The sequence below is a fragment of the Niabella pedocola genome (genome assembly GCF_021044425.1).
GTDB lineage: Bacteria > Bacteroidota > Bacteroidia > Chitinophagales > Chitinophagaceae > Niabella > Niabella pedocola.
Genome location: NZ_JAJNEC010000005.1, coordinates 848551 through 861477, shown reverse-complemented (window position 1 = coordinate 861477; position 12927 = coordinate 848551). Strand labels below are relative to the sequence as shown.

General features: G+C 46.9%; 12 protein-coding genes. 5 read left to right on the top strand and 7 right to left on the bottom strand.

Annotated features, from left to right (window positions below):
- The first annotated feature begins 306 nt into the window (after positions 1–306).
- A complete protein-coding gene (locus LQ567_RS11205) occupies positions 307–888 on the top strand; it encodes a DUF2846 domain-containing protein (protein ID WP_231004594.1) in 582 nt (193 codons plus the stop codon).
- 94 nt (positions 889–982) lie between these two features.
- On the opposite strand, the gene hpt is transcribed toward LQ567_RS11205, so the two are convergent.
- Genes hpt through LQ567_RS11185 form a run of 4 tightly spaced genes read right to left on the bottom strand, consistent with a single transcriptional unit; the run spans position 983 to position 4645 of the window.
- The gene (hpt, locus tag LQ567_RS11200) at positions 983–1525 is read right to left on the bottom strand and encodes a hypoxanthine phosphoribosyltransferase (protein WP_231004593.1); all 543 of its coding nucleotides are present in this window, start codon (positions 1523–1525) and stop codon (positions 983–985) included.
- Positions 1526–1528: 3 nt separating this feature from the next.
- Positions 1529–2503, bottom strand: a complete 975-nt coding sequence (locus tag LQ567_RS11195; RefSeq protein ID WP_231004592.1) for a glucosaminidase domain-containing protein — start codon at positions 2501–2503, stop codon at positions 1529–1531.
- 9 nt (positions 2504–2512) lie between these two features.
- The gene (locus LQ567_RS11190; protein WP_231004591.1) at positions 2513–3151 is read right to left on the bottom strand and encodes an O-methyltransferase; all 639 of its coding nucleotides are present in this window, start codon (positions 3149–3151) and stop codon (positions 2513–2515) included.
- A 15-nt stretch (positions 3152–3166) separates the two neighbouring features.
- The gene (locus tag LQ567_RS11185) at positions 3167–4645 is read right to left on the bottom strand and encodes a sodium:solute symporter (protein ID WP_231004590.1); all 1479 of its coding nucleotides are present in this window, start codon (positions 4643–4645) and stop codon (positions 3167–3169) included.
- A gap of 90 nt (positions 4646–4735) precedes the next feature.
- On the opposite strand from LQ567_RS11185, the gene LQ567_RS11180 reads away from it, so the two are divergent.
- Positions 4736–5299, top strand: coding sequence for an LOG family protein (locus LQ567_RS11180; RefSeq protein WP_231004589.1), 564 nt, complete (start codon positions 4736–4738; stop codon positions 5297–5299).
- 63 nt (positions 5300–5362) lie between these two features.
- On the opposite strand, the gene LQ567_RS11175 is transcribed toward LQ567_RS11180, so the two are convergent.
- Complete coding sequence (locus LQ567_RS11175; RefSeq protein WP_231004588.1) at positions 5363–6043, bottom strand: hypothetical protein; 681 nt, start codon at positions 6041–6043, stop codon at positions 5363–5365.
- A gap of 226 nt (positions 6044–6269) precedes the next feature.
- Here LQ567_RS11175 and LQ567_RS11170 point away from each other — a divergent pair, with 226 nt between their 5' ends.
- A complete protein-coding gene (locus tag LQ567_RS11170) occupies positions 6270–7028 on the top strand; it encodes a geranylgeranylglyceryl/heptaprenylglyceryl phosphate synthase (protein WP_231004587.1) in 759 nt (252 codons plus the stop codon).
- 169 nt (positions 7029–7197) lie between these two features.
- On the opposite strand, the gene LQ567_RS11165 is transcribed toward LQ567_RS11170, so the two are convergent.
- Together LQ567_RS11165 and LQ567_RS11160 are read right to left on the bottom strand one after the other, a co-directional pair.
- Positions 7198–7932, bottom strand: coding sequence for a LytR/AlgR family response regulator transcription factor (locus tag LQ567_RS11165; RefSeq protein ID WP_231004586.1), 735 nt, complete (start codon positions 7930–7932; stop codon positions 7198–7200).
- A 24-nt stretch (positions 7933–7956) separates the two neighbouring features.
- Entirely contained in the window at positions 7957–9021 is a 1065-nt protein-coding gene (locus LQ567_RS11160) for a sensor histidine kinase (protein ID WP_231004585.1), read from the bottom strand.
- Between the two features lie 242 nt (positions 9022–9263).
- Here LQ567_RS11160 and LQ567_RS11155 point away from each other — a divergent pair, with 242 nt between their 5' ends.
- Both LQ567_RS11155 and LQ567_RS11150 read left to right on the top strand, forming a co-directional pair.
- Entirely contained in the window at positions 9264–10298 is a 1035-nt protein-coding gene (locus tag LQ567_RS11155) for a hypothetical protein (protein WP_231004584.1), read from the top strand.
- Entirely contained in the window at positions 10264–12612 is a 2349-nt protein-coding gene (locus tag LQ567_RS11150; RefSeq protein WP_231004583.1) for a hypothetical protein, read from the top strand. The genes LQ567_RS11155 and LQ567_RS11150 overlap by 35 nt, the downstream gene beginning before the upstream one ends.
- Positions 12613–12927: the final 315 nt, after the last annotated feature.

Here is a 12927-nt window from a genome sequence, read left to right as displayed (position 1 = left end):
CGCCACAAATACACAAAGACCCAAAGAAGCGCGAAGGATACAAACATCCTGGAACGTTTCTTTGGGTTTGATTTTTTAGACTTGTGGAGTGATTGGTGTATATTAGCACAACCTATTTAAAATATAAAAAACGGAACACTATGAGAATCGATCTCTCAAAATTGCGCTTGCTGATAACGCTGCTGCTAGTTGGGCCTGTATTATCCACAACATTAAATGCCGGAGTTGTCTGGCAGGTGAAGGACACCGCAGGCGAAATACTGGTATTCGAGGTAAATAAAAGCATTCCTTCAACAGCAAAAACCATTGGGGCATTCAAGATTGGGGATAAGGGGGTTTACCACAGACTGTCAGTACCAGCGGGTGATTGAAAAAGCCCAGGAAAAAGCGAGGAAGGCAGGTGGGAATGCGATACAGATCACGGAGCTGAAGCAACCGGATCTTTGGAGCAGCTGTTACCGGATCAAAGGGAATATCTTATTTATTGAGGGCGTCGATTCTTTACGCCAGGCGGTGTCTGCTGCAACGATTGCCCCTCCGGCCCCGGGCGCTGATACGGCTACCTATGCTACGATTTATTTTTACCGGCCAAAAAATTTCACAGGATCGGCTGTCGGGTATAATATCAACCTTGATGATTCCGTGGTATGGCGGGCCGTAAATAACTCCCGTTATGAATTGCGGGTATACAAGGAGGGAAAACAAAAAATATGGGCTAAAACGGAGGCAAAGGCCATCGTTCCGCTTACGATACAATTTGGCAGATCCTATTATATCAAATGCTCAATTGCGATGGGCATGTGGGTAGGACAACCATCCCTTAATCTGATAGATCCCGAGCAAGGAAGGGATGAATACGAAAGGGTGAGCAGCCGTGTACATAAATAAGATCAGGGCAACTATTGCATTGGCTAAAAATAGGTAAAGACGAAGAATAAGCACCGCGTTCGCCGTTTCTTTGCGCCGCTGCGGGGAAAAAAACTTACGATCCTTCTGCCAGCTGGTAAATATCCTTGTAATTGCGGCCCAGCCCGTCATAATCCAGTCCATAGCCTACCACAAATTTGTTGGGGATCACGAAGCCCGTATAATCGATCGGCACTTCATATGTGGTCATTTCTGCTTTATGCAGGAGGGCAACGATCTTCAGGGAGCGGGGTTGCTGGTGTTGGAGCTGTGGCAAAAAATAGTGCAGTGTTTTGCCGGTGTCAATGATGTCTTCAAGGATAACCACATGTTTTCCGTGCAGATCTTCCTCCAGCCCGATAGCGGTGGTAACGGCGCCTGAAGATTTTAATCCTTTATAAGAGGCAAGTTTAATAAAACAGATCTCGCTGTCGATGGTCAGGTATTTGAAAAAGTCGGCCGCAAACATAAACGATCCGTTCAGGATCGCCAGGAAGTATACTTTCTCCCCTGCATAATCTGCGTTAACGGCATCTGCCAGTTCCTTAATTCTTTTTTGCAATGCTGTTTCTGACAGGTAAACCGAAAAGCGTTTATCGTGTACCGTAATATCTGCCATATTTTAAGGATTTTGTGCTACGGAATTTTTTCCGGCACCCATATCCTGCAAATATAGCTTAGACCCGATTGCCGGGGAAGCAAATTTCGTGAGATTATTGTATTTCAGAAGCGACTCCAGCCGAACGCCTTCTTCCTGTGCAATTTCATAAAGCGTTTCTCCGGCAGCTACTTCGTGAAATGCTTTAGGACTTTCGGTGCGCTTCAGTTGTAAAAATACCAGGGCATCGCTTTGGGGAGGTTGGTTTTCCTGCAGATCGTTGTACAGAAAAAGACGGTTCAGGGGAATATTGTAGCGGGCAGCAATGGCATCAAACGCTGTGCCTTGCTTTGCGAAAATTACTTTGGTCTGGTTGATCACAAAATCACCCTGCGGGTACTGTTTGACCTTTTTGGCCGGGATCACTTCGGGCTCTTCTTTTGCCACCGCAAAGGATGCTGTAAGCTCCTGCGGCATTTCTTTTTTACCCATTGCGATCAACGTGTAATCTTCCAGGTTATAGCGCTCAATTAAACCGATCAGGAGTTGCGGATATTTAGGATTGGTAGCATATCCTGCTTTCTTTAAACCATTCGCCCATGCTTTATAGTCGGTAGGGTCCAGCTGAAAAAGAAATGCATACCGGTCGCGGCCCTTTAAAAAATCAGAATGATCCTGGAACGAAGCTTCGGGCTGTTCGTATTTTATAAAACGCTCCTGCGGACGGTCATCATCATGCAACACATAAGGGCCGGTATAGCCGGTTTTGCATTTGATGCCAAAATGATTGTTGGAGCGCAACGCCAGGTCTCCGTCGCCTGCATTGGATTCCAGTATGGCCTGGGCCAGCTTGATAGCCGCCGGAACACCGGTCCGTTGCATTTCCTTAATGGCAATGCCTCTGTATTGTTGAATATAGGCCACAACTTTTTCTGATTGTTGGGCAGTAGCAGTCATCGTTATAAAAAGGGCGGTTGCCAAAAACAATTTCCTTATCATCAATAACAATTACAATTTTCGTAATAAATATAGTCCGTCTCTAATGGTCAGAACCAGTTTGTCAATATCTGCTCTATGTTGAACAAAATCGTTAAACGCCTTGATGGCTTTTGCGCTTTTTCCCCTGGGATTTTCGGTAAAAACCTGTCCGTGGAAAAAAATATTATCTGCTAAGATAAAGCCATTTTTTTTAACTGCTGGTAAAACGAGCTTAAAATAGTCCATATAACCCGGCTTATCGGCGTCAATAAAAACCAGATCCCAGGTTTCGTTCAATGTAGGAATGATATTCAGCGCGTTACCTACATGCAGTTTTATTCTTGGATATAACGCTGATTTCCGGAAAAAATTGTGGGCGATAGCTGCTGTTTCTTCCCGGAACTCAATGGTATGCAACTCACCGTCGTTTGTTAGCCCTTCTGCAAGACACAGGGCGCTGTAGCCGGTAAAAGTGCCGATTTCCAGGATGCGCCGCGGACGGATCATATAACTGATCATTTCCAGCAACTTTCCCTGAACCGGGCCGCTCAGCATATGCGGTTCGGCATGATGCTGTTGAGTGAACAGCTCCACTTCCTGCCGTAACGGATCGGGCGGGGTAGAAAAGTTGATAGCAAATTGCTCTAAATCAACGGGTAATAGTTCCATTTTTGCTGCTCGTTATTAATGAACAGAATCCTGTTCCAGTTGCGAAAGATCTGAAACGGGCTTTGAAATGATCAACAGTCCTATAAACGTTAATGCCGCATTAATGATGATCAGTTCCAGCCCGATTTTGAAATCTCCGAAAATCGACTGCTGGTACCGGTCGATAAAAAAGCAGATAATGGGCGCAATAAAACATACATAAGGCACCAGGCGGTCTTGCGGACGGCGTTTGGTGAAAATACCAAAGGCAAACAGTCCCAGCAGCGGACCATAGGTATACCCGGCCAGTTTCAGGATAATGCCGATCATGCTGTTGTCATTGATCCAGTAAAACATCATTACCAGCAGCAGGAATGTAAACGCCACCAGCAGGTGCACTTTTTGGCGGAAGCGTTTTTTTTGCGTTTCATTCATATCGGTGCGTCGCTGCAATCCGGCGATATCGATGCAAAAAGAGGAAGTAAGTGCCGTCATGGCCCCGTCTGCACTGGGAAACAGTGCCGATATCAATGCCACGATAAAAATAACGGAAATATAGGGCGGCATATGGTTTACCGCTACATCCGGGAACAGGGCATCTCCCTTGGCCGCCAAATGTTCCTGACCCGCAAACAGGTGCAGCAGTCCACCCAGGTACAGGAATAACCCGATCACCACTACCATGATAAAGGCCAGTGACACCATGTTCTTCTGCGAATCTTTCAGGTTGGTAACCGAAATACTTTTTTGCATCATTTCCTGGTCAATGCCCGTCATACTCAGGGTAATGAAGGCACCGGCCAGGATCTGTTTAATAAAGAAGTCGTTCTTCGATGGATCGGTTTTAAATATTTGTGAGAGCCCGCTGCTGCGCATGGCTTCCAGGCTTTCGCCCACGCCCATATTCATATGGTTGAGCAGGTAAATGGTACAGATGATCAATCCCAGCAGCATACAGGTGGTTTGCAGCGTATCGGTCCATACAATGGTTTTTACGCCGCCTTCAAAAGTATACAGGATGATCATTACAAGAATGATGAGTGTAGATACCCAAAAAGGAATCCCAAAGCTGTCGAGAATGGTGATCTGCAGGATGTGTACAACCAGGTACAACCTTGCCGTGGCACCTACCAGGCGCGAGATGATAAAGAACCAGGCGCCGGTCTTATAGGAAAGCATGCCCATGCGGGTTTTTAAATACCCGTAAATGGAGGTCAGTTTTAACCGGTAATATAAAGGCAGCAATACATAAGCGATTAACAGGTACCCGATCATATAACCCAACACCACCTGCATATAGCCAAACCCGTCCTTGCCTACAGCACCGGGTACGCTTACAAACGTAACGCCGCTTAGTGAAGTGCCGATCATACCAAAGGCCACCAGCATCCAGTTACTGTTGCGGTTGCCGATAAAGAAGGATTCATTGTTGCTGTTTTTGCTGGTTTTCCAGGCCACCACCAGCAGCAATATAAAGTAGGCGATTACAATCGAAAATAAAAAACCTGCAGACATATTATGTTTGTATTAAACGATGGTTGTCAAGTAAAATAATTTTTGAAGATAGGAAAATTTGAGTTCCTTTTGCAATAAAAGTAGGGAATCATGGGGATAAAATCGCTTGCGGTTTTTTGCGGGTCAAAAGAAGGCCGGGATCCACTGTTTACAGCACATACAGCGGAATTGGGAGCCATTATGGCGGCACGCGGTTTAACGCTTGTTTACGGTGGAGGAAATGTAGGATTAATGGGTACTATTGCCAATGCGGTACTGGCTGGTGGCGGAACCGCCATCGGGGTGATTCCGCAGCTGTTGGCCGACCGGGAGCGGTCGCATAAGGGGCTCACCCAGCTGGAAATAGTAGGGGATATGCATACCCGCAAGCGAAAGATGTACGAGCTTTGCGATGCGGCTGTTATCCTGCCGGGAGGTTACGGTACCCTGGATGAGTTTTTCGAAATGATCACCTGGAACAACCTGGCCATCCATGATAAGGTACTCTTTGTGCTCAACACAAATGATTATTATACGCACCTGTTAATGCATATCCGGAAAATGTATGAAGAAGGCTTCCTGTATGAAGATCCCTGGGAAAAGATCATCGTTATAAAAGAGCCGGGGGAACTGGAACAGTATCTTGAGAAAATGCCGGTTGAGGCTGAGCGCTAAATGCTGAATGCTAAATGCTGAAAGCTGAAAGCTGATTGCTGAACGCTGGTCACTACGTCCGCGCTACGCCATCCAGTGTGATAGCGTGACCTGGTAAACCCATTTGCCTTTTATTTTTTTGTATACCTGGCACCAGCCCTCGAGGGCGGTTCGTACCTCAATGATCACATAACGCCGGTCTTTTGAAAAAATGGGGGAGGAAATGGCAAAATATTTTTTATCCTCCGGTTGCAGACTGTTGGCATAGCGTTCCCGTTCTTTTTGTATGGCCTCTTTTTGCTGGGCTTCCGTCCAGGTTTCTTTTATTTTTAAAATGACCCCCGGATATTTGTTATTGCGGCGTTTTGCTTCCAGCACGGTGTCGGGTGTACTCCAGGGGAGCAGCGTGACAACAGAAAACTGGCCTTCATAATGAGGTATGTTTTCATAAGGGTTGATCCTGGCCCTGGGAATTTTAAATTTCCCCCAATATATTTTTTTCGCTCTGGCATTTGCCGCCTTGAATGCTTCGAGGACAAAACGCGGATTTTCTTTGTAGAAGGTCTTAAATTCCAGCGGATCAAAATAAGCCGTCGAATAGCGGGATATAAAGCTGGAATCCACCAGGTGAAAATAGGCGAATTCTGGCGGCACGGCTTTTTCAACTACAGCCCGTACCAGGTGCCGGATGTCTTTTTTCTGGCCGGTAACGGTGCCGGTGATCAGCGATAATAGTACCATGCATGTCAGGAATCGTTTCATCATATGTTTAAAATTTGCAATCATTTGGTTCCAGTATCCTTAAGATGCAGGATCGGACAGAAATGCATAACAGGCCGTTGCATTTGGCTTACCTGCGCCTGTGTTTTGCGATTTTAGCACTAAATTGGATGCTTTGCGGCTTCATAGGTCATTTCTATTCAGTGTTTCGGCAGCCCGTTGGCTTTTTTTGGAAAAACTTTTGCATTTTTGCAGGAAACCTCCCTTCCTGATGAAGATGAATATTTATAGCGGCTTGGTGGAAAAAAAGCTGAACGCACAAAAATCCTTTGCAGTATTGCTAGACCCGGATGCTGTAGAGCCTTCTTCATTGCAAAGCCTGATAAACCTTTCGGAAGCCGCCGGGGTGGATTATTTTTTTGTGGGTGGAAGCCTGATGCTTTCTGCACATCTGGATGAAGTGATCGAGAAGATCAAATCACGCACCCGTATCCCGGTGGTATTGTTTCCCGGCAGCCCTTCACAGGTGAGTCCGTTTGCAGATGCACTGTTGTATCTTTCACTGATCTCCGGCAGAAACCCCGAGCTGTTGATCGGACAGCATGTGGTTTCGGCGCCTTTTGTAAAGCGGAGCGGACTGGAAGTGATGCCTACCGGGTATATTGTGGTAGATGGCGGAGCGCCTACCACCGTTTCCTATATCAGCAATGCGGCGCCTGTTCCCTCCGATAAAAATGATATTGCAGTTTGTACGGCCATGGCGGGGGAAATGCTGGGGATGCGGCTGATTTACATGGATGCCGGAAGCGGTGCCCGTATTCCTATCACCGAATCGATGATCCGCGCGGTGGCTCAGAATATTGAGGTACCCCTGATCGTAGGTGGCGGTATCACTGATCCGGAAAAAGCCTATCTGAATTGTAAAGCCGGTGCAGACGTGATCGTAGTGGGCAATGCCATCGAAAAAGCCCCGTCACTTATCAAGGAGATCAGCGATGCCGTGCATTCGGTAAAGCGGGAAGCGGTTTAAGCCGGTAGTTATTAGCCTTCAGGTATCAGCAGTCAGCTTTTAGCGTTCCGCATTGAACAAAGTGAAGGGCAGTGGTGAATAGTCAATGGTTAATGGTGAATAGAAAACAGCACTACATGTATGGAACGATAATCTAACCTTGAACCTGAAACATCAAACCTGAAACCGTTTACAGACTCATCATCTCCTTAAAACGCACTGCCTGCCGGCGGCTGACTTCGATCTTTTCCCCGTCTTTTAACTCGATCAGTAATCCGTTATTAAAATATGGCTCAATTTTTTCGATCATGCGCAGGTTAATGATATGTTTCCGGTTAGCCCGGAAAAAGGCTTTGGGATCCAGCCGTTCTTCCAGCGCATTGAGCGATTTTAAGATCAGTGGTTTATTGGGACCAAAAAAAACTTTTGCATAATTACCTACGCTTTCAAAAAGACGGATATCGCTGAGCTTTACAAACCAGCAGCGATCACCATCCTTTACAAACACCTGGCTGTGCTCATTCAGCACATCGTGATTTGTAAATGAAGCGGCTTCACTTTCTTCATAATCCGGCAGGTTGAGCTTTTTGATGGTGTCTTCCAGCCGCTTGGAGTCGATGGGTTTTAACAGGTAATCCAACGCATTTACCTGGAAGGCCTTTAATGCGTATTCGTCATACGCCGTGGTAAAGATCACGAGTGGTGTGTATTCCAGCGTTTCCAGCATTTCAAAACCTGATTGGCCCGGCATCTGGATATCGAGAAAAATAAGATCCGGTTGCTGGGCATTGATCTTCCGCATACCTTCTTCTGCGTTCCCCGCTTCATCAATAATGGCAATGCCCGGAAAGCCCTGAAGCAGCTTTTTCAGTTCTGAACGGGCCAGCCGCTCGTCGTCTATAATGATAGTGCGTATATGTTTCATGCGCTTTGTTTGATCTGTTTATTTTTATGCGGGCAGTTCGATCCTTGCCTCAACGGTTTCGGCATTCAATTGCCGGATCTCAAAACCACTTTTACCCGGGTAAAGCAGCTTCAGCCGGTCGCGGATGCTGTTCAGTCCAAAACCGGTGCCGTCTTTTTCCCCGGTAAGCTTGCCGGTATTGCATACACAAAGTTCAATCAGGTTGTTTTTTAACCGGGCGGCAATGGATACGGAGCCGCCCTGCAGTTCCCGGCTGATACCGTGTTTGATGGCGTTTTCTACCAGCATCTGCAGCATCATGGGCGGAATCTGTTTTTCCAGTGCCTGGCTGTCGATCTGGTAACTCACCGCCAGCCGGTCTTCGAAGCGTACCTGTTCCAGGGCAAGGTAGTCTTCGATAATGGCCAGTTCATTTTTTAATGCCACCGACTCTGTTTTATGCATGGTAATGCTGCTGCGCAGGATATTGCTCAGTTCGGTGATCGCTTCGCGGGCCCTTCCGGGATTCTCATCTACCAATGCCCGGATGCTGTTTAAGGCGTTGAAAATAAAATGCGGATTAATATTGGATTTAATGGTCTTAAGCTCCAGCTCCCGCACCAGCGATTTTAAGCGGAGGGTATCGATCTGCTGCTGCTGGTAATCCCGGGCATAGTGGTAAATAATATAAATGGCATTCCAGATAAACATGTAAATGAACCAGGAGATCATGTTGTTAAACGAAACCAGCCAGATCCCCCTGCGTTTCAGCACATCAATTTCCCGTTGGGTAAACAGCGCAAATTGTTTGTAAACCTGTTGTTCGATGATACCACAGAGGGAGGCCGTAATGATCGAGAGCAAGAGAAAGTTCAGCAACTGCAATCCCCAGTTATGTTCCAGCAGGTGCAGCCTTAGGATAAACAGGCGCATCAGGTGCGTTAGCAGTACACCGATAACCACAAAGCTAAAGGCTCTTGTAAAAAACAGGCTTCGGTCCTGCGGTGTATCAAACTTGCCGTAGAACCAGGCAAAGAACAAATGGATCAGAAAGAGACCACTCCATCCGATGAACTGAAACCACCAGTATCGACGTTTACCCGAAAACATACCGCAAAACTAATTAATTAAACTGCGGTTTCTGCCGAAAATCAGCAAATGGCGATTATTGGTTATAAATGGAAAGATCGGCTTAGATGCGAGAATACAGATTTGAGAAACCAGATGGAGGACCCGGAAATCAGTGCGGCGTCTTCAGAACACAAAACACATCCCATCTCTCATATCTGAAATCTCATATCTCGATTCTCAAATCCCAAACTTCTGGTACATTTGCGGCAATTGGAAATTGAATGCAGCGATCAACCGCAATTTTTGTTTTCATGCTGGTGCTTTGTGTTGCCGGCTGTAAGGGCAACCGTAAACCCCGGGAAACAGAACATGCCTTTTATTACTGGAAAACCGTGTTTGCGCCCACGGCTTATGAGAAGCGGCGTGCCGACAGCCTGGGGGTTACCACGCTTTATATCCGGCTGTTTGATGTGGTTTGGAACGCGGTTAAAAAAATGCCCGAGCCTGCAGCCAAGCTGCTGGTAAAAGACAGCACCTGGTTATTGCAGAAAAAGATCATACCCGTTGTATTTATTACCAACGAATGCTTTTATGAGCAGGACAGCGCACAGGTAGCACAACTGGCCAAAAATATTACCGGGTTGGCGGATAAACTTGCAGCACAAAACGGGTTTGGCGCTTACCCGGAACTGCAGCTCGATTGTGACTGGTCTGAAACAACCCGCGACCGGTATTTTCAATTGCTCCGGGCGGTTAAAGCCGCAAACAGCCAACGCGCCCTTTCTGCCACGATCCGGTTGCACCAGGTAAAATACAAACAATCCTCGGGTGTGCCCCCGGTTAACAGAGGGCTGCTGATGTGTTATAATATGGGTGATCTGCAACAGGAGCATGTAAAAAATTCGATCATCGATGTACAGGAATTTCAGCGCTATATTCAACGCCTTTCAACATATCCGCTGCCGCTGGATGCCGGCCTGCCACTTTTTTCATGGATCGTTATTTTCGATAAGGGGCGGTTTGCAGGCCTCATCCGCAATACCACTGCGGTGTTGGAACATACACCGGCCTTTAAACGGACCGGTTCGGGCTTTTCGGTGCAGAAGGATACGATGCTGGAGGGACGGCTGGTAAAAGCCGGTCAGTTTTTAAGACCGGAGCACAGCGATATTTCTGCCGTAAAAAAGGTGGGCGCATTGCTGTCTGAAAGGCTGCCCAACAGCCGCTTAAGGGTAGCCCTGTATCACCTGGATTCTGTAACTTTAAATAAATATTCACTTTATGAAATGGAAAGCATCTATAACAGCCTGTATTAGCTGTATATTCCTTGCCATTCCCAATAATATTTTTAGCTGCGCAGATGTAGAGGACGCCTATAGTTCATTTACATCTTTTTTTAACAAATATGCGGCGGAAACACCGGTATATGCACCCTTCTATTTTGCCGATCTGCAGTTTTTAAGAGATGATGAAGAATGGCCCACTACTGCTGAAGCCCTGGTAAAGGAGTGGAGCCTGTTTACAAAGGAGCAGGCCACACAAAAAGATGCCCATGCATTTGTGATGCAATTCGACCGGAAAGACCTGGTCAATTTGTATTATCACCTCGAAAACGGAAAACCCCTGGCTGTACCGGATTCGGTGAAGAACAACGGAATGACCCGTTTTTTCCTGGAGCATAAAGACCTGGAGGCGCTGGGGTACCTGATGTACGCAAAGCAGGTGGAACCTTATGTTACCAAGGAGTACAACAGCTGGGATGCCACCCCCAGGGATAGTATAAAGATGAACGGGTTACTAAAAAATGGATTGCAGTTATACAAAGCGGCAAAATCACCCTTATTTCAATTGAAATATGGTTACCAGGTAGTGCGACTGGCGCATTACAATCATCAGTATGCGGATGCGGTACGGTACTATGATGAGCTGGTAAGCGGCAACCCAACGCCGGGTGTACTGCAACTAATGAGCCTGGGATTAAAGGCAGGCGCGTTTTACCAGCTTGACCGAAAACCGGAAGCGGCATATATCTTTTCCCAGGCTTTTAATGCAACCAATATAAAGAAGATCGCAAACTTTAACAGCTTCGCATGGGCGGTACCAAGAGATGACCGGTTCAGGAGCGCGTATCTCACACTTTGTAAAAACAACCAGGAAAAAGCGGGTATGCTGGCCCTGTACAGTTTGGGGAACGACGACCCGGATGTGGCCACGTTGGCAGAGATCCACCGGCTCAATCCCGGTATGGATATCATGCCTACGCTGGTGGTGCGCGAAATCAATAAGATTGAAATGGCCTTTCTGCATGGGTTTGGAATGAGCCTGCCCCCTGCCAAACAGAGCGGTATCTTTGCCACGCCGGGAACTTTACCGGAAGCAGAAACAGTAACTTTAAATGCCTTTGTAAAAATACTGGAGGACCTTTCGGGTAATAGGCAATACGGGGAGCAGGCGTTGTACCCGATCGGCGCGGCTTATATTTCCTGTATGCTGAAGGATTATAAGAATGCCAACCGTTTCCTGGCAGCGGCAAAAAAAATGAAGCGTTCCCCGAGGCTGGACGACCAGTGGATGCTGACAAACCTGCTGGTGGCCATTAATGAAAGTACACGCATGGATGCGGCCGCGGAGCAAAAGATACTGCCCTCCCTGCAATGGCTTTGGAAAAAAGCAAACGGCGCGCAACAACGTTCGGAAAGCGATCCCGAGCAGGACCAGTGGACCAGCTTTTTTAAAAATGTAATGATTGATGTATTGGCAGCACGTTATGCGGCGCAGAACGATGTAAACCGGATGATGCTGGCATATGGAGCGGCCGATAAAACCAACTGGGTATACCCAACCGCCATTAATTATGTGCGGGATTCTTTTAGCATTCCGCAGGCAACGGCTTTATACGGGTTTCTTACCGGTAAAGGGTTCTCGTCTTTTGAATCGTTCCTCCTGGGTATTAATACGCTCGACCGCAAGGATGTGGCAGACTATATCGGTACCGCATACCTGCGAACTTATGATTATGACAAGGCCATCGGCTGGTTCGAAAAGGAAGAGAATAAGCTCATTGAAAAAGATCCGTTTAAGGAACTGTTGTATGACCGGGAGGAACGGTTGCCGGGAGATAAGGTAACCACCACAAAACTCGCTTACGCCCGGAAGATGAAAGCCCTGCTTGCGAAGCAGGGGGATGCGGAGGCGCTGTACCAGTTGGGCCTTGGCTACTATAATATCACGTATTATGGCTATGCATGGGAGCTGGCAACCTATTTCAGAAGCGGTTCCGATGGCTACCTGGTTCCTTCAAAAGCCGGTGCATTTGAAAAAGATTATTACGGCTGCTTTAAGGCTAAAAACTATTTTGAAAAAGCCGGGCAACTTGCGGCGGATGCAGAACTGAGGGCAAAATGCCTGTTTATGGCCGCCCGGTGCCGTCAGAAGGAGTTACGCAAACCGCAATACGAGGATTTTAATTACAACTATGACCTGTACGAGCAAAAAGTAAAAGCCTATTACCAGGCATTCAAAAAAAATCCGCTTTTTGCGCAATATCAAAAAGAATATGGTGGTACCCGGTTTTACAAGGAAACCCTTACACGCTGCTCTTACCTGCGGGATTTTGTAAATAAAAAATAAGCGAGGATGCCACGAAGGCGCGAAGGCTCGAAGAGACACGAAGGAATTTCTTTGTAGTTCTTTGAGGCCTGGCGCCTTTGCGGCCTGTATTATAAACCAATGCTTCAGTGGCTTCCCTACAAACGATTATATCAATAAAGAAGCCCGTCGCTGCTCCCTGAAAAATAACTGCAAAAAGCGATTCGTGTCTCTTTGAGTTTTTGTGCCTTTGTGGCCTGCATTATAAACATCCAGTACCTCCGTGGCTTCTATACAATCGGTTGCGCAAAAAAGAACGGTGGGTGGTACGGCATTTTTTTTAGATTTGTTTGACCA